Below are 25,559 nucleotides of genomic sequence, written 5' to 3'. Positions count from 1 at the left end.
AACGCCACGCCGCCCTGCTTGTTTCCTCGCGAAGGCGGGGACCTAGTCTGGACTCCCGGCTTCTCGGGAGAACAAGGAAGTAGCGTGCTGCGGTCGCCAGTCCGGCCTCTGCCGAACCACCCCCAGCAACATGAAGCAACGGCGCACCACGAACCGATGGCGCCCCGCCTCGCAAACCACTATCTCCTAACCATGCTTCAACCCAGCGCCGCCTTCCTCAGCAAAGCCCGTCCTCGTTCCGTCGCCCTGTGGCTGTTCACGGTCGCCGGCCTGATCGTCGCGATGGTCGTCATCGGCGGGATCACGCGGCTGACCGAGTCGGGGCTGTCGATCACGCAGTGGAAGCCGATTAGCGGGATCATCCCGCCGCTCAACGACGCGCAGTGGCAGGCCGAATTCGACGCCTACAAGCGCATCCCCGAATACGCCGCCTTCAACGCCGACATGACGGTGGGCGGGTTCAAGGCGATCTTCTTCTGGGAATATCTGCATCGTCTGTGGGGCCGCGTGATCGGCCTCGTGTTCGCGGTGCCGCTGATCTGGTTCGCGGTGCGCAAGCGCATCCCGGTCGGCTATGGCTGGCGATTGTCGGCGCTGCTGGCGCTCGGTGCGTTCCAGGGCGCCATCGGCTGGTGGATGGTCGCCTCCGGACTGTCGGTGCGGACCGACGTCAGCCACATCCGACTCGCCGTCCACCTGCTGACCGCACTGACGATTCTTGCCGGGATCGTGTGGACCGCACTCGACCTGATGGCGCTGCACTGCAATCCGCTCGCCGCCCCTGCCCGCCTCGCGCCCGTCGCGATCCTCGCGCTGGCGCTGCTGTTCGTGCAACTGGTCTATGGCGCGTTCACCGCCGGGCTCGACGCGGGCTATGCCTTCGCGAGTTGGCCGCTGATGGGTGACGGACTGTTCCCCGCGGACGTGCCGATGGTCAATCCTGCCTGGAGCAACGCGGTCGACAACCCGATCGTCGTGCAGTTCATCCACCGCTGGTTCGCGTTCGCCGCCGCTGCCGGGCTCATCTGGCTGGCGATCAAGGCGACCAAGACCGGCAGCAGCGCCGGCTTCTTCGTCGTCGGGCTCGTCACGCTCCAAATCATGCTCGGCATCGCGACGCTGATGACCGGCGTTCAGATCGACGTCGCGGTCGCGCATCAGGGCAATGCCGCGCTCCTCCTGATCGCCGCGATGTTCGCCGCGCACGCGACCGGCAGCGCGCCACTCCTAAAGCAGCGGGTATAATAATACCCGTCAGGAAACCGGCGGAAAGCTTGACTTGAAGCCCCCCTTTCAGCATTAGGCCGGCATTCGCGCTGCGGGGCCTCCCCTTGGTGCGCTTGCATTCAATCTGGAAGGTCTAACGCCCATGAAGGCGCTCATGAAGACCACCAAGTCGGCAAAGCCGGCAGAGGTGGACAAGCAGTGGCATATCGTCGACGCGGAAGGTCTCGTCGTCGGCCGTGCCGCATCGATCATCGCCAACGTCCTGCGCGGTAAGCACAAGGTGTCGTTCACCCCGCATGTCGATTGCGGTGACAACGTCGTCGTGATCAACGCCGACAAGATCCGCTTCACCGGCAACAAGGCCGCGAAGAAGATCTATTACAAGCACACCGGTTACGCCGGCGGCATCAAGGGCATCACTGCCGCCAAGGTCCTCGATGGCCGCTTCCCGGAGCGCGTTCTCGAAAAGGCTGTCGAGCGCATGATCCCGCGCGGCCCGCTGGGTCGTGAGCAGATGCGCAACCTGCGTATCTTCAAGGGCACCGAGCATCCGCACGAGGCACAGAACCCTGCCGTGCTCGACATCGGCAGCATGAACCGCAAGAACAAGGTGGGCGCATAATGTCCGACAACCGCCAGTCGCTCGCCGATCTCGCGAGCCTGACCAACCAGCCCGCGCCGGCTGCCCCCGCCGAGCAGGCGCTGCCGACCAGCGAAGGCGATATCGCAGCACCGGTCTCGAACGAGCCCGTCCGCGAGCCGATGCCGCTGCGCGAGCAGATCCTCGACAAGCAGGGCCGCGCCTATGCGACCGGCCGTCGTAAGGACGCTGTCGCCCGCGTCTGGGTCAAGCCCGGCACCGGCAAGATCACGATCAACGGTCGTGATCAGGAAGTGTATTTCGCACGTCCAACGCTGCGTCTCGTCATCAACCAGGTGTTCGGGATCACCGAGCGCGAAGGTCAGTACGACGTCGTTTGCACCGTCAAGGGCGGTGGTCTTTCGGGCCAGGCCGGCGCGGTCAAGCACGGCATCAGCCAGGCATTGACCCGCTTCGAGCCAGTGCTGCGCGCCTCGGTGAAGGCAGCAGGCTTCCTGACCCGCGACAGCCGCGTCGTCGAGCGCAAGAAGTACGGCAAGGCGAAGGCCCGTCGCAGCTTCCAGTTCTCGAAGCGCTAATCTCGCTTTCAGTATTGCTTACCAAGAGGGCGGTCCGGCAACGGGCCGCCCTTTCTGTTTTAAGGCGTCAGCACACCGCACAGAGGCCGAACTCCGATTCCGACGGACGACGATACCTACCCCAGCGCGGCGATGATTTCGTCGAGCGACGCGTTGCGAATGCCGCGGCGGTCCAGTTCGTCGAGCATCGCCGTCCACCACGCGTGAAAGCGTTTCAGGTCAGCCGCGTCGCGAACATAGGGCGTGTGGCCGGGGGCTAGCGATGGCGAGTGGAACGAGAGGTTCAGCAACCGAAGCCCCTCGCCGGCCGCAACCGCGACGGCTTCGAGCGCGGCCTCGATCGGCATGTCCTCCGGGGTCAACGCGACCCGCGACAGCAGGCCGGCGCGAGCGAACAGTCCCCTGCCCTTCGGCAGATGCCCGAGCACATGATACAGCCTGTCCCCGCCTCGCCGTGCGTAGCCGGTGAAGATGGTGGTCAACGGCAGTTCGACAATGCGACCGTCGCGGTAAGCATGTGCGTCGGCCCGCGAGAAATCCGGACCGCCGTCCGCGCGGTAATCATAGCCAGGTCGGATCGAGCTATCGATCCGGTAGCCAAGCGCCGCCAGCAATGCGAAAGTACGTGGACCGATGCCGTAGCGGCCCGCGCGATACGCACGTGGCGCGCGGCCGAACGCGGTCGTTATCGCCTTGGTCAGCGTATCGAGTTTGTCGGCTTCGAGCGCGCGCGTCAGGTTGCCGGCGTAGCTCGCCTCCGGTGTCGCGTCTTCCTCGAACGGTGGATTGACCCAGGCGTGCAGCTGCGTGCCGATCTCGGATCGCCCATCCTCGACGACCCGCTCTAGGATCGCGACCGCGGCCGGATCGGTAGCGATCGGGTGGTCGACCATGCAGGCCAAGGCGACGCCGCGCTCGGCGAAGCGGCGATGCGCGTCGGGAAATGCCGCCATCGCGGTCGTCGCGCGGTTGCGCGTGTCCAGCGGCGCGCGCCAGTCGAACTCTTCCTCGACGTCGACGAAGACGGTGAAGCGCGTACTGAAATCGTCGGGCCACGCCACGCGTTGCGAAAGCTGAGGCCGCGGCGGTCGATACGCGCGGTCGGCGATCACCGCTGTTCGTCGGCGGTCCGCTCCACCGCGCGGGCATGCGCCGCGGGAAGCTGAAGCGTGAGGCGATCCGAACCGATCGTCAGCGCGCCGCCCAACTCGACCGCGAGGTTCTGCGCGAGACGAAGCGCGAAGCCGGTACCGAGCAGGGGTGCGCCATCGCCGTCGCCGCCCTGCTCGGCATCGATGCTGAGCAGGACGTCGGTAGCATGCGCGGCCAGCGCTGCGGGGCGGTCGAATTCGATCGTCACGGTATCCGCGACCGGCCGGACCACCAGGCCGAGCCGTTCGCCCTGCCGACCCGCCGATACGAGCGCGGCGAGCAGGCGACCGATCAACCGTTCGACCGCGCGGTCATCGCCGAGCACATCGCAGTCGCCCGCCGGCATCGCGAGCGCGAGACTTGCACCGCGCAAGGTGGCGAGCGGTTGCAGGTCCACCATCACGCGGTCCAGCATCGGACGGACCGATACCGTCGTCGGCCGCAGATCGAGTGCATGACCTTCGATCCGCGCGGCGGTGTCGAGATCGTCGATCGCGGCGAGCAGATCGCCCGCCTGCGTCCGGATCGTGGTCGCCCGATCGCGATAGGTCGGCGAGACGGGGCCGAGCAACTGCGTCTCGATCAACTCGGCAAACCCGGCGATCGCGTTGGTCGGCGTGCGCAGTTCGTGGACGAGCTGGCGCAGCGAATCGGATATCGGCGAGGTAGCCGCACGCGCCGGTTCCGCGGTCTCGTCGCGACGCGGGCGGCGTCCGGTGCCGCGAAAGCCGGTGAAGCGCCCCGAATCATGATCGAACGCCGGCACCCCGGATACGCGCCACGATCCGAACGCGTCGGACAAGCCGCCAACCTCGAGCCGGGCATCGCCGAACCGCGACCGACGCCGGAACGCGCCCGCGGCCACGCCGTCGAGCTGCGCCTCGCCCTGCTTGGCCGGATGCGCGAGCGACACGCCGATCAGCGCGGACCGCGCGACGCCGTCGACCATGCGAATGACGCCGCGTGAATCGGTCTCGTACCGGAAGCTCTCGATCTCGGTGGGCACCGCGGCTGGCATCGCATCCTCGACCGTGCGGTCGCGGTTGAACGCCTCGATCCGCGCGACGAGGTCGGAGATCTCGAACCGGTCGGCCGGGGCGGCGTTTACCGGCGCAGCAGCCGGCGGTTCGGTCTCCGCCAGCTTGGCATGGCGCAGCGCCTCCGCGACGAACGGCAGGCCGCGCGCGACGACGCCCAGTGCCATGAACGGCGTCTCGCTCAGTGGCGCACTGGGCGGTACGAAAGCGGACGCGACGGGTTCCGCGGCAACCGTCTCGACGATAGCGGGCTCGGGAGCGGCATCGGCAGCCAGCATCTCCGCGACGACACGCTCGCCGGCGGACGGCTCGAGCACCTCGTCCGCAATCGTCACATCGACGACAGGTTCCGACGACACCGCCCTCTCGTCGACATCGGGATTGGGCAAGACGAAGTCGGTCGAACCGAAGCTCTGCAAACCGCGCTGAACCCCGGCGGACAGATCACGGCGGTGACGCAGGACCGACCGGCTTGCCGGGGTCAGCCGCGGGAGAAGCGCGAGCCATTCGTCGGTCGCCAGCGTGGCCGTCCGCAACACCGGCGCGGCGATCGCCAGAACGTCTTCCGCGAAGAAACCGACCAGGCGCGCATCGGGTTTGGCGAAGGCGAGCGCCCGGGCGCTGGCGGCACGAACGTCGACCGGCACCGCCTGCCGCAACAACCGCAACCGCGCGATCGCGGGCTCGTCGACCACGGCCCGGCCGCGTCCCATCAGGTCGACCAACTGCCGCCATGCCGATTGCGCACCGAAACCGGTGGCCATGTCGGCGGCAAGGATCGTCTTCAGGCTATCGTCGAACCGCACATCGTTCCCCGGCTTCAGCGGGCCTAGCACGCTCTCCGTACCGATTCCTTAACGCGCGCGGCGATGCGAAGGAACAACCCATTTTGGTAGGCACCCTCTTCGTCGCATTGTGGGACAATTGCGTTTCGCCGCAACAATCTTATCGCTATGAAGAATGAATCGCTTGGTTTGCGATGCCCATCAGGAGTTGCGTGAAATGAGTTTTGACCGGATCGATCGGCAGATCCTGTCGCTGTTGCAGGCCGACGGTCGGATGACCAATGTCGACCTGGCCGACCAGGTGGGCCTTACCGCACCGCCCTGCCTCCGCCGCGTCCGCGCGCTCGAGGAAGCGGGTGCGATCCGCGGCTATCATGCGGACCTCGACGCGAGCCGGCTGGGCTTCCCGATCACGGTGTTCGCGATGGTGTCGCTGCGCAGTCAGGCCGAGCACGACCTCGCCGCGTTCGAGCATCATATTGCAGACATTCCGGAAATTCGGGAATGCCACATGCTCAACGGCGAGATCGACTTCATCCTGAAGATCGTCGCGGCGGACCTGAAGAGCTTCCAGGAGATCCTGACGACCCACCTGACGCCAGCGCCGAACGTGGCGAGCGTGAAGACGTCGCTGACGATCCGGACGGCCAAGGCGCTGTCGGGAATACCGGTGGTGGTGGACTGACATCAGCCCCTCGATCCTCCTCCGCCAGGAGGAGGTTGAAGGCACTCGCCTGACGAAGGGGGCCGTAAGCAACGAACGACGTTGCGTGTCCTTCCCCTCCGTCACCTTCGGCGCCACCTCCCCCTTGCGGGTGAGGATCAGAAACAAAGCCCCATAAACGAAAACGGGGCGGCATCGCTGCCGCCCCGTTTCCTCACATCCAGGCTTCGCCGGTTTATGCAGCCGGTGCGGCAGCCCAGGTCGTCCACAGACCGGCAACGTCCGACTTCGGTGCAGCCTTCACCGCCGAGAACGCGGTCGCAGCGCCGGCCTTGTCGCCCGAGCGTGCCAGCGCGATGCCGAGATGCAGGTTGACGTCGTCGGCGTCGACACCACCCTTGGTCAGCGCCAGGCGGTACAGTTCGATCGCCTTGGCGTAGTTGTTCTGGCCGAGATACGCATCGGCCGTACCCGCGGCGAGCTTGCCGTTGGCAGCCGTCGTCGCACGCTTTTCGAGACCTGCGAGCGGACCGTCGGCGGCGATGTTCTTCGTCGCGTCGGCCAGCAGGCCCTTCGCCATCGTGTTCGACGCCGGGATCTTGCCCTGCGCCATACCTTCCTTGATCACTGCCTGCGCTTCGCTCGGCAGGCCACGACGGTTCACGCTATCGGCGTATTGCAGATAGTCGGTCTGGTCGGCGAGCGAGTTGGTCGCACGCATCAGGCGGAAGATGTCGATCTTCTGCGTCTCGTCGAGCGTGATCAGCGCGTTCTGCTGGATGCCCGAGAGCACCAGCGTGTCACGCCAGTTCTTGGCCGACGGATACGCGGTGACCCACTTCTTCAGCCAAGCCATCGTGTCGGCGTTGCGCTTTGCGGCATACGACTTTGCGACGGCGTAACGGTAATATTCTTCCGGCGCCTTTTGACCCGCTGCGGTCATCTGTGCGATCGCGGCTTCGAGATCCGCGGTGCCACCGGCGACGTCGCCGCTATCCATCTTCGCCTTGACGATCTGGAGACCGAGGTTCGGATCGGTGTAGCCAAGCTCCTTGGCCTTCGCGAAATACTGCAGCGCGACCGGATACTGCTTGCCGTTGAACGCGAGCGCGCCGCGGCGATAGGCATAGCGACCACGATCGGCAGCAGGCGTCGCCGCGTTTGCGATCAGCGCGTCGAGCGGCTTGGCGAGCGTGGTCTCGTTGACCGGCGCGTTCGGGTTCGCGGTCTGCGCGGCGACGATCTTCTCGGTTTCGAGCTGATAACGGAGGGCGGCGCCGATATACTTCTCGTAATCGGTCTTGGCAGCGACATCGATCTGGTCGATCGCGGTCTGCGCACCGGCATAATCCTTGGCAGCCAGCGCGGTCTGCGCGGCGATGCCGGGCTTCTGGACTTCGGGGCTCAGCTTCATCGCTGGCGCCGCATCGGCCTTCTTGTCCTTGGCGAAGGCGGGCGTGGTGAGCGCCATGCTGCTTACGCCAGTGGCGAATGCCGCAACCAGTGCAAGCTTGGAAATGGTCTTCATGCGGAAACTCTCCCTCTGCGTCGGCCCTACCGTGGTGGCGCGCGCCGACGCTATATGGTCCGCCGTGCATACGTTCAAGCAAGCGGCTTGTATCCCCGCGCATGGAATTTACCCCGTGAACCGCGATTGAACGAGATGACAGTGGGCGGTAGATCGCACGCATGATCGCTGTCCTATCACCCGCCAAGACGCTCGATTACGAGAGCGCACTGCCCAAGCTCGACTCGACAGCGCCGCGCTTTGCCGACGAGGCGAAGACGCTGGCGCATGCCGCCGCGCACCTGACGCAGAAGAAGCTGTCGGAGCTGATGCATATCTCGCCGGCGCTGGCGAAGCTGAACGCCGACCGGTTCCGCGATTTCGACACGCTGCCCGAGCGGCCGGCGATGTTCGCGTTTGCCGGCGACGTCTATACCGGGCTGGAGGCGAAGACGCTCGACGAGGCGGCGGTGGATTACGCGCAGGATCACGTGCGGATGCTGTCGGGTCTGTACGGGTTGCTGCGGCCGCTCGACCTGATGCGGCCCTACCGGCTGGAGATGGGCACGCGCTGGGCGCCGCGGAAGACGAAGCTGACCGACTGGTGGGGGGACCGGATCGCCAAGCTGCTTGCGGACGATGTCGAGGCGGAAGGATCGGGGACGATCCTCAACCTCGCGAGCCAGGAATATTGGGCGGCGGCGGACGGCAAGCTGCCCAAGGCGATCCGCGTCATCGCGATCGATTTCCGCGAGGGCGAGGCGCAGAAGTTCGTCAGCTTCCACGCGAAGAAGGCGCGCGGGATGGTCGCACGGTGGCTGGTCGAGCACCGCGTCGACGACATCGAGGGTATCAAGGGGTTCGACAGCGACGGCTATGCGTATGACGCGGCAGGCAGCAGCGACGCGCAGTTTCGGTTCGTGCGCAAGTGAGCAGCGCGGTCGTCATCGGTGTGTCGGGCGGGATCGGCAAGGCGCTGGAGGAGGCGCTGATCGAGGAAGGCGCGTTCGATAACGTCTATGGGTTCGCGCGGTCGGAGAGCGGCGATCGGCATCTCGATCTGGAAGACGAGGCTAGCATTGCGGCGGCAGCCGGGCGCGTGGGCTCGCCGACGCTGGTGATCGTCGCGACGGGCTTGCTGCACGACGGCGCCAAGGGGCCGGAGAAGGCGATGCGCGAGCTCGATCCTGTGTGGATGGCGCGCAACTTCGCGATCAACGCGATCGGGCCGGCGCTGGTGGCGAAGCATTTCCTGCCGACGACGCCGAAGGCGGGGCGGATCGTGTTCGCGGTGTTGTCTGCTCGCGTGGGGAGCATTGGCGATAACAAGCTCGGCGGCTGGTACGGCTATCGTGCGTCGAAGGCGGCGCTCAACCAGTTGGTGAAGACGATCTCGATCGAGGACAAGCGCCGGAACTCCAGCGGGATCGTCGTGGGGTTGCATCCGGGGACGGTCGACACCGGCTTGTCGAAGCCATTCCAGGGCAACGTCACCCCCGGCAACCTGTTCAAGCCGGACCGCGCGGCGGTGCAGTTGCTCGACGTCATCGACGGCCTGCGCGCACCGGACAGCGGCAAACTGTTTGCGTGGGACGGGGTCGAGGTAACGCCATAACGGCCAGCGATACCGGTTTGCCGACCAACCACCTCGTCATCCCCGCGCAGGCGGGGATCCATATGCTCTGACGGTAGCGATGGAGCCGAAAGGTTCGCCACTATGGGTTCCCGCCTCCGCGGGAATGACAAGGCCTTGGCTGGACTTCGGCACTATGCATGACGCCGATTTCACCTGCCTGCCACACTCCGTTCAGGTCCTCCGGCGCAGTCTCTTGGCATCGTCCACCAAGGCCGAAACGAGAGGATACCCGCATGAAGAAGTCCCTCCCCCTCGCGATCCTCGCCGGTAGCGCGCTGCTCTCCGGCGGCGCAGCGGTTGCCGCCACTCAGGCTCAGACCAAGACCGTCCAGCCGAAGACCGTCGCGACGCACACCACGACCACCAAGACCACCACGCCGATGGGCAACACCAAGGTCGCCAAGCGCACCACCACGGTCAAGAAAGGCCGCATGGTCACCGCCAAACTCGCGAACGGCAAGACCGTCACGTACAATTGCTCGCTCGCCGGCAACAAGACCAAGACCGCCTGCAAATAAGCCCGAATTAACGATGAAACCCTTCTCCCTCGCGTGCGTACGCGTGCGCGGGGGTAGTAAGGTGCCCCCCCCTCGGCTAAGGTGTGTCACAACACCGCAACAAGCCGAAAGCGTTCAGATTTGACCGACGAGACCATACTCGCCGAACCCCAGGGCGGCGAGCCCGCCGGCATCGCCACGATCTCGATCGTCGACGAGATGAAGTCGAGCTATCTCGACTATGCGATGAGCGTCATCGTCGCGCGCGCGCTGCCCGACGTCCGCGACGGCCTGAAGCCCGTCCATCGCCGCATCCTGTACGGCGCGCACGAAAGCGGCTTCGTCGCCGGCAAGCCCTACCGCAAGTCCGCGCGCATCGTCGGTGACGTGATGGGTAAATACCATCCGCACGGCGACAGCTCGATCTACGACGCGTTGGCCCGCATGACCCAGGACTGGTCGATGCGCGTGCCGCTGATCGACGGCCAGGGCAACTTCGGCTCGATGGATCCCGATCCGCCCGCGGCGATGCGCTACACCGAGGCGCGTCTCGGCAAGGTAGCCAACGCGCTGCTCGGCGATCTCGACAAGGACACGGTCGACTTCACGCCCAACTATGACGGCTCGGAGCGCGAGCCTTCGGTGTTGCCGGCGCGCTTCCCGAACCTGCTGGTCAACGGCGCGGGCGGCATCGCCGTCGGCATGGCGACCAACATCCCGCCGCACAATCTGGGCGAAGTCATCGCCGCGTGCCTCGCCTACATGGACAATGGCGCGATCACGACGGAAGAACTGTTCGAGATCGTCCCCGGTCCCGACTTCCCGACCGGCGCGATCATCCTCGGCCGCGCGGGTGCCAAGTCCGCCTACGAGACCGGCCGGGGCTCGATCATCGTCCGCTCGCGCCACATCGTCGAGGAGGGCAAGGGCGACCGTCGCTCGATCGTCCTCACCGAGATCCCGTTCCAGACCGGCAAGAACGGCCTGGTCGAGAAGATCGCCGAAGCCGCCAAGGACAAGCGGATCGAAGGCGTCAGCGACATCCGCGACGAATCGAGCCGGATGGGCGTCCGCATCGTCATCGACCTGAAGCGCGACGCGACCGTCGACGTGGTGCTCAACCAGCTCTGGCGGCACACGCCGGCGCAGTCGAGCTTCCCCGCCAACATGCTGGCGATCCGCGGCGGCCGTCCCGAGCTGCTCAACCTGCGCGACATCATCGGCGCGTTCATCACCTTCCGCGAGCAGGTCATCACCCGCCGCTCGAAGTTCGAACTCGCCAAGGCTAGAGAGCGCGCGCATCTGTTGCTCGGCCTCGTCATCGCGGTCACCAATCTCGACGAAGTCGTCAAGATCATCCGCGGGTCGTCGAGCCCCGCCGAAGCACGCGGCAAGCTGCTCGCGCGTGAATGGCCGGTCGAGGAGATCGCGCCGTACATCGCGCTGGTCGAGGCGGTCGAGGACAAGCAGGCCGACGGCATCTACAAGCTGTCCGAGCCACAGGTCCGCGCGATCCTCGATCTCCGCCTGCACCGCCTGACATTGCTCGGCCGCGACGAGATCGGCGACGAGCTGAAGGCGCTGGCCGCGACGATCGGCGAACTGCTCCACATCCTCGGCGACCGCGCGAAGCTGTACGAAGTCATGCGTGGCGAGCTGATCGCGATCCGCGACGAATTCGCCACGCCACGCCGCTCCGAGATCGCCGCCGCCGCCAACGGCATCGACGACGAGGACCTGATCGAGCGCGAGGACATGGTCGTCACCGTGACCATGCAGGGCTATATCAAGCGCACCAGCCTCGACACGTTCCGCGCGCAGGCGCGCGGCGGCAAGGGTCGCGCGGGCATGTCGACGAAGGACGAGGACGTCGTCACCGAGCTGTTCGTCACCTCGACGCACACCCCGGTGCTGTTCTTCTCGAACCTTGGCAAGGTGTACCGCTACAAGGTCTGGCGCCTGCCCGAGGGTGGCCCCGCCACGCGCGGTCGGCCGATGATCAACCTGTTGCCACTGGCACCGGGCGAGACGATCTCGACAGTGCTCCCGCTGCCGGAGGATCTCAGCGAGTGGAGCCGCCTGCACGTGATGTTCGCGACGCAGCGCGGGCTCGTGCGCCGCAACGCGATGGATGCGTTCACCAACGTGCCGTCGAACGGCAAGATCGCGATGCGCTTCGAAGAGGGCTCCGAGGACAAGCTGATCGGCGTCGCGCTGCTCAGCGAGCATGACGACGTGCTGCTCGCGACCAAGCTCGGCAAGGCGATCCGCTTCGCCGGCGACGACGTCCGCGAGTTCCAGAGCCGGACGTCGACCGGCGTGCGCGGCGTAACGCTCAAGGGCGACGACGAGGTCATCTCGTTGTCGGTCCTCCACCGCGTCGGCGCGACGCCCGAGGAGCGCGAGACGTACCTCAAGTTCGCACCGTGGAAGGGCGAGCGCGAGGGCGAGCATGATCTGGGCGCCGACCGCTACAACGATCTCAAGGACCGCGAGCAGTTCATCCTGACGGTCTGCGAGAACGGCTACGGCAAGCTGTCGAGCGCCTATGACTATCGCCGCACCGGTCGCGGTGGCCAGGGCATCACCAACATCGACAACATCGCGCGTAACGGCCCCGTCGTGGCGAGCTTCGCCGCGGCGAAGGGCCATCAGTTGATGCTGGTGACCAACCAAGCGAAACTGATCCGCACGACGCTCGCGTCGCTCCGCGTCATCAGCCGTAACTCGGCCGGCGTGAAGCTGTTCGACGTGGCGAAGGGCGAGCATGTCGTCTCGGCCGCACGGATCGAGGAAACCGAGGAAGACGCCGAAATCAACCTGGCGGACGCCGTGCCAGAGGTCGCTCCGGATACCGGCGCGACGATCGGCGAGGATACGGCTGCGGGCCCGGAGGACGGCGAATGAGCCGCGATCCGATCGCGTACAAGGTCTTGACCGGCGAACAGTTGGCCACGCTGGAAAGCGGCAGCTTCGCGGGCGCGCCGGTGGATCTGGCCGATGGCTATATCCACCTGTCGACCGCGGAGCAGCTGACGGAGACGGTCGACAAGCACTTTGCCGGCCAGTCGGACATGCATGTGGCGGCGATCGATCTCGAAGCGCTCGGCGACGACGTGAAGTGGGAAGAGTCGCGCGGCGGGCAACTGTTCCCGCACATCCATGGCGGCCCGCTGCTGCTGGAAGTCGTGCTGTCCTACGGCGCTCTGGAACGCGACGACGAGGGCAAGGTGAAGCTCCCCGTCGCGGGCTGACCGGCACTCAAACGCAAGCATGTTCTCCCGCGAAGGCGGGAGCCCAGACTGGACTCCCGCCTTCGCGGGAGAACAAGGAGCGGGAGATGGCGTTCGTTGCTGTCTCCCGCACGGTTATTGGCATCGCATCAACGCGAGCATCGGCAACTCTCAACCCCGCAAGTGCTTGTTGTCGAGAACGCGCTCCCCACCAAAGCACCACCCCGGCGGAGGCCGGGGTCCAATTGGGGAAGGTAGCTGACGAAGCGCATCCCTCCGTTACGCCGACCTTTCCAATTGGACCCCGGCCTTCGCCGGGGCGGATAAGCTACCTCGGCACCGTCTCGGAGAGATAACTCACCCAGCCGCAAACTCACCCAGCCGCAAACGCAGCCCTTACAAACCGCGCACAAGCATCAGGCGCAGTAATCGGGATCATGTGCCCGCCCTCGATCGTGTCGATCTTGGCCCCCGGAATCACCGCCGCAGTCCGGTGACCATTCCAGGCCGGATCAAGAATCACATCCTGGCGCCCGAACAATATCCGCACCGGCAAGCCGATCTCCGCATACCGCCCGACCATCGCCGTCACATCGTCGTTCGCCCCGGCCAGATCAGCCGCCGCCGCCGCAATCGCGATCGGTCGCGCCGACAACGCGCCGCCGCCCCGCGTTATGAAATCCTCCGGCACAGCCTCGGGCGCAAACACGCCTTCCAGCGTCTTCTTCGCAGTCAGCCGGCTTAGCGGCGTACCCAGCACCTGCGCGAACGCCAGACGCGCACCCGACGGAATCCGCGCCAATCCGCGGAAGCTCTCCGGCACCTGCTCCAACGGCTGCGTCAGCGGCGCGATCAAGGCGAGCGCGCGAACCAGATGCGGATGGTCGAGCCCGACCGCTAGGCTGAGCGCACCGCCCAGCGAATGCCCGACCAGCAACGGTCGATCCAGCCCAAGCTTCTGGATGAAGTCGGCGATGATCGCGCCCTGCCCGATAATCCCCGGCATCGCCCCCGTCGCGGTCGAATAGCCCGACCCCGGCCGGTCGACGACGATCACGCGGTAGTCGTCCTTCAGCAGATCGACGAGCGCATAGCTGAAGTTGCGCAACTGCCCGGCGAGCCCGTGGACCATGACGATCGCCGGCCCGCTGCCGACATCGATATAATGCAACCGCGCGCCCGCGACGTCGAGAAAACGCCCTTCCGCCGGCACCAGGTCCTCGGCAAGCCGCGCGACGCGGCTCGAATAGAGCGACAGCCCGATCCCCGATACCGCCGCCAGCAGCGCCCCGCCGATCAATCGCTTGCCCGTCCGCTTCATAGCCATCTCCTTCAAATCCTTAGTGCGCTGAACGCCCGGCCTTGTCCAAAGTCGCAGCCGCCCGCGCATGGAACCCGTCGTGGTCACCAAACGTCCGATCCGCGAAGGAGATGCGCCGGTGGATCCACAGGCTCGAACGATACTCGACACGATAAAGACACTCGCCCCGGACGCTGATCCGCACGCCGACGATGCGCGGTGGCTCGCCGACTTCCGCTATCAGACGGCACTGCTGAAGACCTTCTCGGGCGATCCGGAGCCGGTCCACGCGATCACGCACCTCATGCTGCCGTCGAAGTCCGGCCCGCTCACTGTGCGGCTCTATCGCCCGAAACCCGGCCCGTTGCCGCTCCTGCTGCACATCCACGGCGGCGGCGCGATCGCCGGGTCGATCGACGGACACGACCCGGCCTTGCGCGCGCTGGCGAACCGAACCGGCTGGCTGGTCGCCGCCCCCGCCTATCGCCTGGCGCCCGAACACCGCTTCCCCGCGCAACTCGACGATAGCTGGACCGCGTTGCAAGGCCTCGTCGCGCAAGCCGACGCGCTGGACATCGACCGGTCGCGCGTCGTCGTCTCCGGGGACAGTATAGGCGGTACGCTCGCAACCGCGCTCGCCTCGCGCGCGGCGTCCGAAGGCGGACCAGCGCTACACGGCCAGATCCTGCTCTACCCGAACACCGACCTGCGCCGCGATACCGCCTACCCGTCGCGGCAAAGCGAAGACGGCAACATCATCGACGCGAAGTCCCTGGAGCGGCAGATCGACCTGTACCTAGCCTCCGATGCAGACCGCACCGATCCGCGCGCGTCGCCCGTCCTGGCAAACAACCTCGCCGCCCTGCCCCCGACGCTGCTGGTAACCTGCGAGAACGACCCGCTACGCGACGAGGGTGAAGCCTATGGCCAGCGCCTGCGCGACGCAGGCGTCACGGTCGACCACGACCGGTTCGACGGCATGATCCACGCCTTCCTGCAAATGGGCGAAAGGCTGGACGCGACCGACCGGCTGCTCGATCGCATCGCCCGCTGGCTCGACGCCCGATGATAGGAAAAATGGTGCACCCAGAGCGATTCGAACGCCCGACCCTCAGATTCGTAGTCTGATGCTCTATCCAGCTGAGCTATGGGTGCATCGCCGTCCCGTGACCGGTTCGACAAGCCCGCCGTGAAGCGGAAAATCCTGGTGCACCCAGAGCGATTCGAACGCCCGACCCTCAGATTCGTAGTCTGATGCTCTATCCAGCTGAGCTATGGGTGCACTGGAGGGGCGCTGATAGCAGGCATTTTCGGGGGCGCAAGGGCGTAGCGCGATAAAGTTGTGTCGCGCGACGCGGACGCATAGAGCGGCGGGCATGAAACTCGCCGCTCCGCTCCGCTCGCTGTCGCTACTCGCCCTGCTCGCGGCGTCCGCATGCAGCAAGGATACCACCGCTTATCCGTCGCTCGGCCTACGCCCGGTCGAGAAGCTCGGATTCGCCGAGCCCGAGGTGAAGACCGCGGTGGCCGCGCCCGATCCGGCGCTCGATGCGGATATCCGGACGATCTCGGGCAAGCTCGATGCGATTGCCACCGGCTTCACGCGCGACGCAGCCAAGACCGAGGCCCTGGCACGGACCGCACGCGGCGGCGCCGTCGGCAGCGACGCGTGGCTCGCCGCGCAGACCGCGCTGGCCGGACTCGACGACTGGCGCGCGCAATCGTCCGCACTGGTGACCGATATCGAGCAACGCGCCACCGACCGCGCCGCCAATCTGCAAGCGGACTATCCGGCGCTGGCCGCGATCCGCGACAAGGCACAGGCGGAAAACGATCGCCAGGGCGCCACGATCACGCGCATCCAGGCAAGCCTCCCCGCCGCTTAGTTCACTTCTGATCCTCCCCCGCCAGGGGGAGGTGTCTGGCGCTTGCCAGACGGAGGGGGAGGAAAGCGATCATGCTGGTTGCGTGTCCTCCCCCTCCGTCGCCTTCGGCGCCACCTCCCCCGTCAGGGGGAGGATCAGAAGGCTAGAACCCCTTCAACAACGGCAGGATCGTCGAATAATCGTCGGTCCACGCAGTGAAGCCTTTGCGCGGCACCAGCGGCGCCCATTCCGGATCATCCGACCGCAACGCAGCAATCGCACGCGGATCACGCGACAGTGCCACCCAGTCCGACGCAGACGCCCGATCGACCAGCAGGCTCGACGGGCGGTATTTCAGCTCGACCGCAGTCCACCCGCCCTGTCGCGCCGCCGCCGCGATCACCGGTTCGAGATCGATGAACCGGTTCGAGATATGCACTAGCAGCAGCCCGTTTCGCGACAGCACGCGGCCATAGGTCGCGAACGCCTCGCGCGTCATCAGGTGCATAGGCACCGAGTCCGACGAGAACGCATCGAGCGCGAGCAGGTCGAGGCTATCGGGCGCATCATGCGCGAGCGCGATCCGCGCATCGCCCATCCGGATTTCCGACTTGGGCAGGCACCGCGAAAGATAGGTGAACTGCCCGGTATCGCGTGCGATCCGCACCACAGCCGGGTCGATCTCGTAGAACCGCCAGTGCTGACCGGGCTTTGCGTAACAAGACAGTGTCCCCGTCCCCAGCCCGACGACACCTATCCGCGCCTGCGGGCCGTACAAGGCGGGCGCGGCTTGCATCGCCTGCCCGACGCCCGATCCGGCCGCATAATAGGTGGTCGGCGTCCGCTCGCGCTCGGGCGAGCCGCGCAGCTGGATGCCGTGCACCGTCGTCCCGTGATCGAGCTCGCGAACGCCGCCATTCGGGCCCGGCGTGTTGCGTACGGTATAAACCCCGAAATAACTCCGCACGCGCGCGCCCGGATCGAGCGAGAACTCGAGCGACCGATATCCGCCGAACAGCACCAGCGCACCCGCCAGCACGACCATGTACGGCCGCCGCGCGCCGATCGCGACGAACCCGATGGCGGCTATCACGAGGAAATCGAGACCCTGCCGGCTCTCGCCGAACGCGCCGTCAGGATGGGTGATCCGCAAGCCGATCAGGACAACCAACGCGACGACGATCGCGAGCAGCGCGACATGTTTCGCCGGCCCCTTGCCCATCCACAGCGCGCGGGATCGCCCGAACAGATACATCTGCGGCACCAGCGCGCCCGCCGCGAGGATCAGCAGCGGATACTCATACGTCCAGTCGAACACCACCGGCGCCACCAGCGCAGCGAACACGCCACCAAGTGCCCCACCCGCCGACATCGCAAGATAGAAGCCGGTCAGTCGATCCGGCGCCGGCCGCTTGCGATACAGCGTGGTGTGCAGCGCAACCGAGATCATAAACAACAGCACCAGCGCGATCCCCGCGCTGAAGAACGGCCGTTCGTTGACCCCGCCCATGATGACCCCGCCGAACAACAGAATCGTGATCGGCGCGATCCGGGTCAGCAGGTCGGCAAGCCAGCGATCGTTCGCAAACGCCACGCTAAAGCTCAGCAGGTACAGCCCGAGCGGGATCACCCACAGCAGCGGCATCGCGACGATATCGGTGGTGATGTACGTCGACGTCGCCAGCATCATCCCCGACGGCACGAGCGCCAGCGCGATCCAGTGCGCGATCCGTCTGGCGCCCGGCGGCGCGCTGGTCGCGGCAACGTGATCGACCGCCGCGGTCTTGGGCAGGCGCGTGGCGCAGGCGAGCACCAGCACGATCAGCAGCAGATACCCGCCGCTCCACAACAGGCTCTGGCCGTGCACCGCCATCAGCGGCTCGACCAGTAGGGGGTACGCGATCAGCCCCGCGAAACTGCCGAGATTGGACGCGGCATACAACGCATACGGATCGCCGCCCCCGCTCGCCGCGCTGAACCAGCGCTGGATGAGCGGCGCCTGCGCGGAGACCGCAAAGAACAACGGCCCGATCGACAGCCCAAGCAGCCACGGCACCCAAAGCGCGGGCAGCGCGTCCGCCGGCAGGTCCATCGCGATCAACCCGATCGGCAACCACAGCGCCGCGACGATCAACACGCCAAGATGGATCGCCGCCTGCGCCCGCGGCCTCACTCGCCCGAGCCAATGCGCATACGCATAGCCCGCGAGCAGCAACGCCTGGTACACCAGCATCGCCGAGTTCCACACCGCCGGCGCGCCACCCAGCCGCGGCAACGCCATCCGCGCCACCATCGGCTGGACGAGGAACAGCAGGAACGACCCGGTCAGGATCGTCGCCACGAACATCGTCCGGCACCAGCGTGCCATCAGCGGCCTGTCGTCCGCGCCGACAGCGTCAGCCATTCAGCAATTTCGCCGCGTGCGCCGCGTGGTACGTCAGCACACCCGAGCAGCCCGCGCGCTTGAACGACATCAGTGTCTCCAGCACCATCACGTCGCGCTCCGCCGCACCCGCCGCGACCGCGTGCTCGATCATCGCGTATTCGCCCGACACCTGGTACGCGAACACCGGCACCTCGAACGCCTGGCGGACGCGGACGATGATGTCGAGATACGGCAGGCCGGGCTTGACCATCACCGTGTCGGCGCCCTCCGCCAGGTCCATCGCGACCTCGCGCAGTGCCTCTTCGGCATTGGCGTTGTCCATCTGGTACGTCTTCTTGTCGCCCTTCAGCAGTCCGCGCGAGCCGACTGCATCGCGGAACGGACCGTAGAACGCGCTCGCGTACTTGGCGGCGTAGGACATGATCTGGACGTTGTGGTGCGACTCCTCTTCGAGCGCGCTGCGGATCATGCCGATCCGGCCGTCCATCATGTCCGACGGCGCGATGATGTCGGCGCCCGCATTCGCCTGGTTGAGCGCCTGCGCGACGAGCATCTCGGCGGTGGTGTCGTTGACGACGTAGCCAGCCGCGTCGACCAGCCCGTCATGGCCGTGGCTCGTGTACGGATCGAGCGCGACGTCGGTCAGCACGCCGACCTCGGGCACCGCATCTTTCAGCGCACGGATTGCTTGGCACATCAGGTTGTCGGGGTTGAGCGCCTCGCGACCATCCTCGGTCCGGCGCTCGACCTGCGTGTACGGGAACAGCGCGATGCACGGGATGCCGAGGTCGCGCGCCTCGCGGCCGCGCGCGACGATCCCGTCGACCGACCAGCGCGAGACGCCGGGCAGGCTGGCGATCGGTTGCTCGACGCCGGCTCCCTCGGTGACGAACAACGGCCAGATTAGGTCGGCGGGCGTCAGCACGGTCTCGGCATGGAGGCGGCGGCTCCAGGCGGAGGCGCGGGTGCGACGGAGGCGAAGCGCGGGATAGCTTGCGGTCATGCGGCGGGCTTTGCGGGATGCGCGGCGACGGATCAAGTTTTACGGGAGAAGCGTTACGGGTGCGAAACCGCATGCCGTGCGTTGGGGGCCCTATGTCGAACGATACGATCACGTCCGCCGCGCTCGTCGTCAATGCCAAGTCGCGCAAGGGCCAGAAGCTGTTCAAGCGCGCGTGTGCGGCGATGTCGGGGCTGCCCTATGATGTCGACGCGCATGCGGTCGAGGATCCGAAGGATCTGGAGGCGACGGTGTTGCGGGCGCTGGCGAAGAAGCCGGACTTGCTCATTCTCGGTGGGGGCGACGGCACGGTCAGCGGGTTGGTGGACCTGATGGTCGGCCACGACGTGATCCTCGGCGTGCTGCCGCTCGGCACCGCTAACAGTTTCGCCCGCACGCTCGGCATTCCGTTGAATATCGAAGGCGCGGTCGAAGTGATCCGTACCGGCAAGCCCCGCCGGATCGATCTCGGCATGATCGACGGCGATTATTTCGCGAACTGCGCGGCGATGGGCATCAGCCCGAAGATCGCCGAGACAGTGCCGCACGGCCTCAAGAAGGTCTTCGGCAAGGTCGGCTATCTGGCGTGGGCGACGTATCAATACATGCGCTTCCGCCCGTTCACGCTGATCGTCGGCGAAGGCCCGACCGCGGTGAAGATCCGGGTCGTCGAGGTGCGGATTTCCAACGGGCCCTATCACGGCGGCACCGAACTGGTCGACGCGGCCGCGGTCGATTCGGGCGAGATCGTGGTGCAGGCGGTGATGGGGCACGTGAAGCGGCGACTGGTGCAGAACTGGTATGCCAGCGTGTTCCGGCTGGAATCGCGGCACGAGAAGGTGCGGGACTTTCGAGGGAAGAGCCTGAAGATCAACACAATCCCGCCGCTGCCGATCTCGATCGACGGCGAGGTACTGGCGAAGACTCCGGTGACGGCCAAGGTCGCTGCCGGGATCATCCGGGTGATGGCGCCCGCCTGAGGCGAAGGTCAGCCCCCGCTTCCTTGTTCTCCCGCGAAGGCGGGAGCCCAGTCTGGGTCCCCGCCTTCGCGGGGAAACAACATTGGGTCACGATAGCCCGCCTCACGAGCCACCACCCCGGCGAAGGCCGGGGCCCAGTTGGAAAGGTCGCAGTAACGACGCGCAGCGCTCAGTTGGCGACGTCCCCCAACTGGGCCCCGGCCTCCGCCGGGGTGGTAGCTGTGAAGCGTAATCGCGCTCGAACCGACGCCCGTTACTTCACCCGCCGAACCGTCAGCACCTGAACCGGCGCAGCAATCATCTGCCCCTTCATCACCCCCACCCCGGCAGTAGGCGACGTCGGCGCAGCAAGAATCCGCTTCACCACATCCATCCCCTCAACGACGTGCCCAAACGCCGCGAACCCCGCCGTATCCCCGCTCCCAGCCGGGTTCGCATCGAGCGACAACACCGGCCCGACCGTGATGAAGAAGTCCGCCGTCGCACTCCCCGGCGCAAACCGTGCCATCGAGATCGTCGCGTCGACATGCGACAACCCGGTCTGGCTGGTCGGCTCGTGCTTCACCGGCGGCAGCAGCCGCTTCGCATCACCCCGCGGCCCGCCCTGGATCAACCCCGCGTCCGCCCCGAGCTTCATCGCCCGGTAGAACGTAACCCCGTCGAGCCGCTTCTGGTCGACATAGCGCAGGAAGTTCGCGGTCGTCAGCGGCGCGCGCTCCTTCTCCAGCGCCAGCGTGATCGGCCCCTCGCTCGTCGTCATCACGATCGAGACCGTCGCCGGGACGACAGGTGAAGGCGCCAGCGGAGCCTCCTGCGCCGAAACGGAAACGGCGCCGAGAACGGCAAGAGCGAGCGTGACGAATCTGGAGATCATCCGCCACGCTACCGCGTCGCCCCGCTCCTGTCAGCGGTCCCACGACACGATATTGCGCGCGGCAAAGTTTTGCTTGGGTTTGCACGCCCCCACGCAATGCGTATCCGGGTCGCGATGACCGATCTCGCCATTCTCTACGAGCACCCGCTCTGGTTCGAACCGCTGTTCGCCGCCCTCGACCGCCGCGGCGTCGCGTTCACCCGCGCGACGCCCGACGGGTTCTGGAACCCCGCCGACCAGAGCGCCCCCGCCCCCGTCGTCTTCAACCGCATCGCGATGTCGAGCTTCCTGCGCAACGACGAGCATCCGATCTTCGACACGATGGCAATGCTCGATCACTGGCGCCGCACTGGTGCGCGCGTGGTAAACGGTACCGACGTCCTCGCGATCGACGCCTCGAAAGCCCGGCAATTGTCGCTGATCGCCTCGCTCGGCCTCGCAATCCCCGAGACCCGCGTCGTCCACCGCGCCGCCGACGTCGTCCCCGCCGCGCAGACGCTCCGCTTCCCGCTGGTCGTCAAAGCGAACATCGGCGGATCAGGCGCAGGCATCATCCGTTTCGACAGCCTCGACGAACTCCGCACCGCCGTCGCCGACGCCGGCCTCCCGAGCAGCGTCGACGGCGTCCTGCTGGTCCAGGAATACGTCCCCGTCCGCGACGGCGCGATCACCCGGATCGAGACGCTCGACCGCAAGTTCCTCTACGCGATCGAAGTCGCCGGCGGCGGCGCATTCGATCTCTGCCCGGCAGATGCGTGCGTCGTCCCCGGCTCGGGCATCAGGATGGCCGCGGTCGAGCCCTCGCAGACCTTGAAGGACGCCGCCGAAGCCATTGCCCGCGCGGTCTATCTCGACGTAGGTGGCGTGGAAGTAATGATCGACGACCGCGACGGCGTCGCGCGTTTCTACGACATCAACGCACTGTCGAACTTCGTCGCCAAGCCCCTCGAAATGCTCGGCTGGGATCCGCACGACCGCCTCGTCGATTACCTGATCGAACAGATCGAAAAGGCCCGCTGATGCGCTATGGTTACTGGACTCCCGTCTTCGGCGGTTGGCTTCGCAATGTCCCCGACGAGGGCATGGAGGCGAGCTGGGCGTACACCAAGGCGCTGACGCAGAACGCCGAGCGCTGGGGCTATGACCTGACGTTGATCGCAGAGCTGAACCTCAACGATATCAAGGGCATAGAACAGCCCGCGCTCGACGCATGGTCGACCGCGGCGGCGCTGGCGGCGGTGACCGACAGCATCGAGCTGATGGTCGCGGTCCGCCCGAACTTCCACCACCCCGCGCTGTTCGCCAAGGCGGCGGCGAACATCGACCGGATCTCGGGCGGACGCCTAGCGCTGAACGTCGTCTCGTCCTGGTGGGCGGACGAGGCCAAGCAATACGGCCTCCAGTTCGACCAGCACGACGATCGCTACGCGCGCACCGCCGAGTGGTTGACCGTGGTCGACGGGCTTTGGACGCAGGAGCGCTTCGACTTCGCGGGCCAGTTCTACACCACCGAACAGGCGATCTGCTCGCCCAAGCCCGCCAAGCGCCCGACCGTCTATGCCGGCGGCGAGAGCGAGAAGGCCAAGGCGATGATCGCCGCGCAGTGCGACGCCTACGTCATGCACGGTGACCCCGCCGACGCGATCGCGCCGAAGATCGCCGACATGGCGGCGCGACGCGAAGCAGCTGGCGGCGCGCCGATGCAATACGGCATGGCCGCCTACGCGATCGTCCGCGACAGCGAGGCGGAGGCGAAGCGCGAGCTCGAACGCATCACCAGCGTCACCGAACTCCCCGCCGGCTATGCGAACTTCGACCAGTGGCTGTCGGGCACGCAGCTCGAACGCGAACTGAAGATCCAGGAATACTCCGTCTCCAACCGCGGCCTGCGCCCCAATCTGGTCGGCACGCCCGAGCAGTTGAAGGAGCGCGTCGCTGAGTATGAGGCGGCCGGTCTCGACCTGCTGCTGCTCCAGATGAGCCCGCAGGCCGAGGAAATGGAGCGGTTCGCCGCGCAGGTCATGGGCACCGCATGATCCGCCTCACCGACGTCATCAAAACCTACCCGGCAAGCGACGCGGCTGCCCTCGACGGAGTGTCGCTCAAAATTCCCGCGCGCGGCGTGTTCGGCGTCATCGGCCAGTCCGGCGCGGGCAAGTCGACGCTGATCCGCCTGATCAACGCGCTCGAACGACCGACTTCAGGTCGGGTCGAGGTCGATGGCGTCGACGTCGCGGCACTGTCAGCGGCGGACCTGCGCGCACTGCGCCGCCGCATCGGCATGATCTTCCAGAACTTCGGCCTGCTGTCGTCGCGCACGGTCGCGGCAAACGTCGCGTTCCCGCTCGTGCTCGCGGGTGTATCCAAAGCTGAGCGCGAGACGAAAGTCGCTGCGCTGCTCGACCGCGTAGGCCTCGCCGATCACGCCGCCAAATACCCTGCCCAGCTCTCCGGCGGCCAGAAGCAACGCGTCGGCATAGCCCGTGCGCTTGCTACCGACCCCGACATCCTCCTTTGTGACGAAGCGACCAGCGCACTCGATCCCGAAACCACCCGCTCGGTCCTCACTCTCCTCCGCGAACTCAACCGAGACCTCGGCCTCACGATCGTCCTCATCACCCACGAAATGGACGTCGTCCGCTACGTCTGCGACCGCGTAGCCGTCCTCGAACGCGGCCGCATCGTCGAGACCGGAGACGTTACCGACATCTTCGCCAACGCCGCCCACCCGGCAACGCGGCGCATGCTGGCGGCGCTGGCGGCATGAGCTTCTTCGCCAACATCGACTGGTCGGACATCGGCCAGGCCTGCCTCGACACGCTGATCATGCTCGGTGGATCGCTGATCCTCACGATCGCGTTCGGCCTGCCGCTCGGCGTGCTGCTCTACCTCACCGACCGAGGCCGCCTGTCGCAGAACCGTATCGCCAACGCCGTGCTCGGGATCATCGTCAACATCCTCCGCTCGGTGCCGTTCATCATCCTGCTGATCGTGATGATCCCGCTCACCGTGATGCTCGTCGGCACCTCGCTAGGCGTCGCCGGCGCGATCCCGCCGCTGGTCGTCGGCGCCGCACCCTTTTATGCCCGCCTAGTCGAAGGATCGCTGAAGGAAGTCGACCGCACCACGATCGAGGCGGTGCAGGCGATGGGTGCCACCACGCGCCAGATCGTCACCGGCGCTCTGATTCCCGAGGCCCTCCCCGGCCTGATCGCCGGCGCCACCGTCACCGCGGTCGCGCTCGTCTCGTTCACCGCGATGGCGGGCGTGGTTGGCGCAGGGGGCCTCGGCGACCTCGCGATCCGCTTTGGCTATCAGCGCTTCCAGACCGACGTCATGGTCGTCACCGTCGTGCTGCTGGTCGTGCTCGTCCAGATCATCCAATATGCCGGCGACGCGCTCGCCCGCCACTTCACCCGCCGCTAGGAATCGCCATGAACCGCCGCATTTTGCTCGCCTCGTTCTCGCTGCTCGCGCTCGCCGCCTGCGGTGGTGCAAAGACTAACGACGGCAAGACGCTGACCGTCGCCGCGACCGCGGTGCCGCATGCCGAAATCCTCGAGTCAATCAAGCCGACGCTGGCGAAGGAAGGCGTCGACCTCCAGATCCGCGTCTTCAACGACTACGTCCAGCCCAACCTCCAGGTCGAGCAGAAGCAGATCGACGTCAGCTATTTCGAGACCAAGCCGTATCTCGACGAGTTCAACGCCTCGCGCGGCACGCATCTGGTCACCTATGCCGGCGTCCACGTCGAACCGCTCGGCGCCTATTCGCGCAAGTGGAAGTCGATCGCGCAGGTACCCAACGGCGCGACCGTCGCGATCCCCAACGAGCCGAGCAACGGTGGCCGCGCGCTGCTGTTGCTCCAAAAGGCTGGGCTTATAACGCTCAAGAACCCGACCAATCCGCTGTCGAGCCTCAACGACATCGCCACCAACCCGAAGAACCTGCAGTTCAAGGAACTGGAGGGCGCCACCCTGCCCCGCACGCTCGGCGAAGTAGATCTCGCGCTGATCAACACCAACTACGCGCTCGACGCGAAGCTCAACCCGGTCCGCGATGCACTCGCGATCGAGGACAAGAACAGCCCCTACGTCAATTTCGTCGTCGGCCTGCCCGGTGGCGAGAAGGACCCGCGGGTCGTGAAGCTGATCGCTGCGTTGCGCAGCCCGGCCACCAAGACCTTCATCGAGCAGCATTATCGGGGTGCGGTGCTGCCGGCGTTCTGATACCGGCG

The 25,559-nt window shown here is 66.4% G+C and carries 24 protein-coding genes and 2 tRNA genes; 17 read left to right on the top strand and 9 right to left on the bottom strand.

Features of this window, described 5'->3' with window-relative positions:
- The first annotated feature begins 192 nt into the window (after window positions 1–192).
- From C8J45_RS03235 to rpsI, 3 genes are all read left to right on the top strand, one after another.
- On the top strand, window positions 193–1,245 hold the full coding sequence (locus C8J45_RS03235) for a COX15/CtaA family protein (protein ID WP_107961830.1): 1,053 nt from the start codon (window positions 193–195) through the stop codon (window positions 1,243–1,245).
- 124 nt (window positions 1,246–1,369) lie between these two features.
- A complete protein-coding gene (gene rplM / locus C8J45_RS03230) occupies window positions 1,370–1,849 on the top strand; it encodes a 50S ribosomal protein L13 (RefSeq protein WP_082441436.1) in 480 nt (159 codons plus the stop codon).
- A complete protein-coding gene (rpsI, locus tag C8J45_RS03225) occupies window positions 1,849–2,406 on the top strand; it encodes a 30S ribosomal protein S9 (RefSeq protein ID WP_082441435.1) in 558 nt (185 codons plus the stop codon). Before rplM ends, rpsI begins: the two co-directional genes overlap by 1 nt.
- Window positions 2,407–2,522: 116 nt before the next feature.
- Here the strand turns inward: rpsI and C8J45_RS03220 are convergent, their stop codons facing one another.
- Together C8J45_RS03220 and C8J45_RS03215 are read right to left on the bottom strand one after the other, a co-directional pair.
- Entirely contained in the window at window positions 2,523–3,518 is a 996-nt protein-coding gene (locus tag C8J45_RS03220; RefSeq protein ID WP_308811326.1) for a polysaccharide deacetylase family protein, read from the bottom strand.
- On the bottom strand, window positions 3,515–5,401 hold the full coding sequence (locus C8J45_RS03215) for a HAMP domain-containing sensor histidine kinase (protein WP_258191256.1): 1,887 nt from the start codon (window positions 5,399–5,401) through the stop codon (window positions 3,515–3,517). Before C8J45_RS03215 ends, C8J45_RS03220 begins: the two co-directional genes overlap by 4 nt.
- Window positions 5,402–5,597: 196 nt before the next feature.
- On the opposite strand from C8J45_RS03215, the gene C8J45_RS03210 reads away from it, so the two are divergent.
- The gene (locus C8J45_RS03210) at window positions 5,598–6,065 is read left to right on the top strand and encodes an Lrp/AsnC family transcriptional regulator (protein WP_055880606.1); all 468 of its coding nucleotides are present in this window, start codon (window positions 5,598–5,600) and stop codon (window positions 6,063–6,065) included.
- A 214-nt stretch (window positions 6,066–6,279) separates the two neighbouring features.
- Here the strand turns inward: C8J45_RS03210 and C8J45_RS03205 are convergent, their stop codons facing one another.
- A complete protein-coding gene (locus C8J45_RS03205; RefSeq protein ID WP_107961829.1) occupies window positions 6,280–7,572 on the bottom strand; it encodes a tol-pal system YbgF family protein in 1,293 nt (430 codons plus the stop codon).
- A gap of 161 nt (window positions 7,573–7,733) precedes the next feature.
- On the opposite strand from C8J45_RS03205, the gene yaaA reads away from it, so the two are divergent.
- From yaaA to C8J45_RS03180, 5 genes are all read left to right on the top strand, one after another.
- Window positions 7,734–8,483, top strand: a complete 750-nt coding sequence (gene yaaA, locus C8J45_RS03200) for a peroxide stress protein YaaA (RefSeq protein ID WP_107961828.1) — start codon at window positions 7,734–7,736, stop codon at window positions 8,481–8,483.
- Window positions 8,480–9,166, top strand: coding sequence for an SDR family NAD(P)-dependent oxidoreductase (locus C8J45_RS03195; RefSeq protein WP_107961827.1), 687 nt, complete (start codon window positions 8,480–8,482; stop codon window positions 9,164–9,166). The genes yaaA and C8J45_RS03195 overlap by 4 nt, the downstream gene beginning before the upstream one ends.
- A 254-nt stretch (window positions 9,167–9,420) precedes the next feature.
- Window positions 9,421–9,705: a hypothetical protein gene (locus tag C8J45_RS03190; RefSeq protein ID WP_107961826.1), complete on the top strand. Its 285-nt coding sequence runs from the start codon at window positions 9,421–9,423 to the stop codon at window positions 9,703–9,705.
- Window positions 9,706–9,825: 120 nt separating this feature from the next.
- A complete protein-coding gene (gene gyrA / locus C8J45_RS03185) occupies window positions 9,826–12,591 on the top strand; it encodes a DNA gyrase subunit A (RefSeq protein WP_107961825.1) in 2,766 nt (921 codons plus the stop codon).
- On the top strand, window positions 12,588–12,938 hold the full coding sequence (locus tag C8J45_RS03180; protein WP_107961824.1) for a DUF952 domain-containing protein: 351 nt from the start codon (window positions 12,588–12,590) through the stop codon (window positions 12,936–12,938). Before gyrA ends, C8J45_RS03180 begins: the two co-directional genes overlap by 4 nt.
- A gap of 352 nt (window positions 12,939–13,290) precedes the next feature.
- On the opposite strand, the gene C8J45_RS03175 is transcribed toward C8J45_RS03180, so the two are convergent.
- Window positions 13,291–14,238 carry an alpha/beta fold hydrolase gene (locus tag C8J45_RS03175; RefSeq protein WP_219907324.1) on the bottom strand — a complete coding sequence of 316 codons (948 nt, stop codon included), beginning with the start codon at window positions 14,236–14,238 and terminating at the stop codon, window positions 13,291–13,293.
- A gap of 118 nt (window positions 14,239–14,356) precedes the next feature.
- Here C8J45_RS03175 and C8J45_RS03170 point away from each other — a divergent pair, with 118 nt between their 5' ends.
- Window positions 14,357–15,286: an alpha/beta hydrolase gene (locus tag C8J45_RS03170; RefSeq protein ID WP_181321075.1), complete on the top strand. Its 930-nt coding sequence runs from the start codon at window positions 14,357–14,359 to the stop codon at window positions 15,284–15,286.
- A gap of 9 nt (window positions 15,287–15,295) precedes the next feature.
- On the opposite strand, the gene C8J45_RS03165 is transcribed toward C8J45_RS03170, so the two are convergent.
- Window positions 15,296–15,372, bottom strand: a tRNA-Arg gene (locus C8J45_RS03165).
- Between the two features lie 50 nt (window positions 15,373–15,422).
- Window positions 15,423–15,499 (bottom strand) — tRNA-Arg (locus tag C8J45_RS03160).
- A gap of 94 nt (window positions 15,500–15,593) precedes the next feature.
- On the opposite strand from C8J45_RS03160, the gene C8J45_RS03155 reads away from it, so the two are divergent.
- Window positions 15,594–16,103 (top strand): hypothetical protein, encoded by a 510-nt coding sequence (locus C8J45_RS03155; RefSeq protein WP_107961821.1) that lies wholly within the window; start codon window positions 15,594–15,596, stop codon window positions 16,101–16,103.
- Between the two features lie 142 nt (window positions 16,104–16,245).
- Here C8J45_RS03155 and C8J45_RS03150 read toward each other — a convergent pair whose 3' ends face one another.
- On the bottom strand, window positions 16,246–18,486 hold the full coding sequence (locus C8J45_RS03150; RefSeq protein WP_258191255.1) for a fused MFS/spermidine synthase: 2,241 nt from the start codon (window positions 18,484–18,486) through the stop codon (window positions 16,246–16,248).
- Window positions 18,479–19,471, bottom strand: a complete 993-nt coding sequence (hemB, locus tag C8J45_RS03145; protein ID WP_107961820.1) for a porphobilinogen synthase — start codon at window positions 19,469–19,471, stop codon at window positions 18,479–18,481. Before hemB ends, C8J45_RS03150 begins: the two co-directional genes overlap by 8 nt.
- Before the next feature lie 92 nt (window positions 19,472–19,563).
- On the opposite strand from hemB, the gene C8J45_RS03140 reads away from it, so the two are divergent.
- Window positions 19,564–20,448: a diacylglycerol kinase family protein gene (locus C8J45_RS03140; protein WP_107961819.1), complete on the top strand. Its 885-nt coding sequence runs from the start codon at window positions 19,564–19,566 to the stop codon at window positions 20,446–20,448.
- Between the two features lie 253 nt (window positions 20,449–20,701).
- Here C8J45_RS03140 and C8J45_RS03135 read toward each other — a convergent pair whose 3' ends face one another.
- Complete coding sequence (locus tag C8J45_RS03135) at window positions 20,702–21,322, bottom strand: peptidylprolyl isomerase (protein ID WP_107961818.1); 621 nt, start codon at window positions 21,320–21,322, stop codon at window positions 20,702–20,704.
- A 114-nt stretch (window positions 21,323–21,436) separates the two neighbouring features.
- Between C8J45_RS03135 and C8J45_RS03130 the strand changes: the two genes are divergently transcribed.
- Genes C8J45_RS03130 through C8J45_RS03110 form a run of 5 tightly spaced genes read left to right on the top strand, consistent with a single transcriptional unit; the run spans window position 21,437 to window position 25,551 of the window.
- Complete coding sequence (locus C8J45_RS03130; RefSeq protein WP_107962219.1) at window positions 21,437–22,342, top strand: RimK family alpha-L-glutamate ligase; 906 nt, start codon at window positions 21,437–21,439, stop codon at window positions 22,340–22,342.
- Window positions 22,342–23,358: an LLM class flavin-dependent oxidoreductase gene (locus tag C8J45_RS03125; RefSeq protein WP_107961817.1), complete on the top strand. Its 1,017-nt coding sequence runs from the start codon at window positions 22,342–22,344 to the stop codon at window positions 23,356–23,358. The genes C8J45_RS03130 and C8J45_RS03125 overlap by 1 nt, the downstream gene beginning before the upstream one ends.
- The gene (locus tag C8J45_RS03120; protein ID WP_107961816.1) at window positions 23,355–24,089 is read left to right on the top strand and encodes a methionine ABC transporter ATP-binding protein; all 735 of its coding nucleotides are present in this window, start codon (window positions 23,355–23,357) and stop codon (window positions 24,087–24,089) included. Before C8J45_RS03125 ends, C8J45_RS03120 begins: the two co-directional genes overlap by 4 nt.
- The gene (locus C8J45_RS03115; protein ID WP_056486048.1) at window positions 24,086–24,748 is read left to right on the top strand and encodes a methionine ABC transporter permease; all 663 of its coding nucleotides are present in this window, start codon (window positions 24,086–24,088) and stop codon (window positions 24,746–24,748) included. Before C8J45_RS03120 ends, C8J45_RS03115 begins: the two co-directional genes overlap by 4 nt.
- A gap of 8 nt (window positions 24,749–24,756) precedes the next feature.
- Window positions 24,757–25,551, top strand: a complete 795-nt coding sequence (locus C8J45_RS03110; protein ID WP_107961815.1) for a MetQ/NlpA family ABC transporter substrate-binding protein — start codon at window positions 24,757–24,759, stop codon at window positions 25,549–25,551.
- Window positions 25,552–25,559: the final 8 nt, after the last annotated feature.

It is taken from the genome of Sphingomonas sp. PP-CE-3G-477, assembly GCF_003050745.1.
Lineage (GTDB): Bacteria > Pseudomonadota > Alphaproteobacteria > Sphingomonadales > Sphingomonadaceae > Sphingomonas.
Note: the sequence above shows the minus strand (reverse complement) of the source record. Positions and strands in the feature narration are given on the sequence as shown.

Bases quoted from the DNA above. Each gene is read 5' to 3' on its own strand.
- C8J45_RS03235 (WP_107961830.1), top strand. From the start codon at position 193: ATGCTTCAACCCAGCGCCGCCTTCCTCAGCAAAGCCCGTCCTCGTTCC.
- rplM (WP_082441436.1), top strand. From the start codon at position 1,370: ATGAAGGCGCTCATGAAGACCACCAAGTCGGCAAAGCCGGCAGAGGTG.
- rpsI (WP_082441435.1), top strand. From the start codon at position 1,849: ATGTCCGACAACCGCCAGTCGCTCGCCGATCTCGCGAGCCTGACCAAC.
- C8J45_RS03210 (WP_055880606.1), top strand. From the start codon at position 5,598: ATGAGTTTTGACCGGATCGATCGGCAGATCCTGTCGCTGTTGCAGGCC.
- C8J45_RS03205 (WP_107961829.1), bottom strand. From the start codon at position 7,572: ATGAAGACCATTTCCAAGCTTGCACTGGTTGCGGCATTCGCCACTGGC.
- yaaA (WP_107961828.1), top strand. From the start codon at position 7,734: ATGATCGCTGTCCTATCACCCGCCAAGACGCTCGATTACGAGAGCGCA.
- C8J45_RS03190 (WP_107961826.1), top strand. From the start codon at position 9,421: ATGAAGAAGTCCCTCCCCCTCGCGATCCTCGCCGGTAGCGCGCTGCTC.
- C8J45_RS03180 (WP_107961824.1), top strand. From the start codon at position 12,588: ATGAGCCGCGATCCGATCGCGTACAAGGTCTTGACCGGCGAACAGTTG.
- C8J45_RS03175 (WP_219907324.1), bottom strand. From the start codon at position 14,238: ATGAAGCGGACGGGCAAGCGATTGATCGGCGGGGCGCTGCTGGCGGCG.
- C8J45_RS03155 (WP_107961821.1), top strand. From the start codon at position 15,594: ATGAAACTCGCCGCTCCGCTCCGCTCGCTGTCGCTACTCGCCCTGCTC.
- C8J45_RS03150 (WP_258191255.1), bottom strand. From the start codon at position 18,486: ATGGCTGACGCTGTCGGCGCGGACGACAGGCCGCTGATGGCACGCTGG.
- hemB (WP_107961820.1), bottom strand. From the start codon at position 19,471: ATGACCGCAAGCTATCCCGCGCTTCGCCTCCGTCGCACCCGCGCCTCC.
- C8J45_RS03140 (WP_107961819.1), top strand. From the start codon at position 19,564: ATGTCGAACGATACGATCACGTCCGCCGCGCTCGTCGTCAATGCCAAG.
- C8J45_RS03135 (WP_107961818.1), bottom strand. From the start codon at position 21,322: ATGATCTCCAGATTCGTCACGCTCGCTCTTGCCGTTCTCGGCGCCGTT.
- C8J45_RS03130 (WP_107962219.1), top strand. From the start codon at position 21,437: ATGACCGATCTCGCCATTCTCTACGAGCACCCGCTCTGGTTCGAACCG.
- C8J45_RS03125 (WP_107961817.1), top strand. From the start codon at position 22,342: ATGCGCTATGGTTACTGGACTCCCGTCTTCGGCGGTTGGCTTCGCAAT.
- C8J45_RS03120 (WP_107961816.1), top strand. From the start codon at position 23,355: ATGATCCGCCTCACCGACGTCATCAAAACCTACCCGGCAAGCGACGCG.
- C8J45_RS03115 (WP_056486048.1), top strand. From the start codon at position 24,086: ATGAGCTTCTTCGCCAACATCGACTGGTCGGACATCGGCCAGGCCTGC.
- C8J45_RS03110 (WP_107961815.1), top strand. From the start codon at position 24,757: ATGAACCGCCGCATTTTGCTCGCCTCGTTCTCGCTGCTCGCGCTCGCC.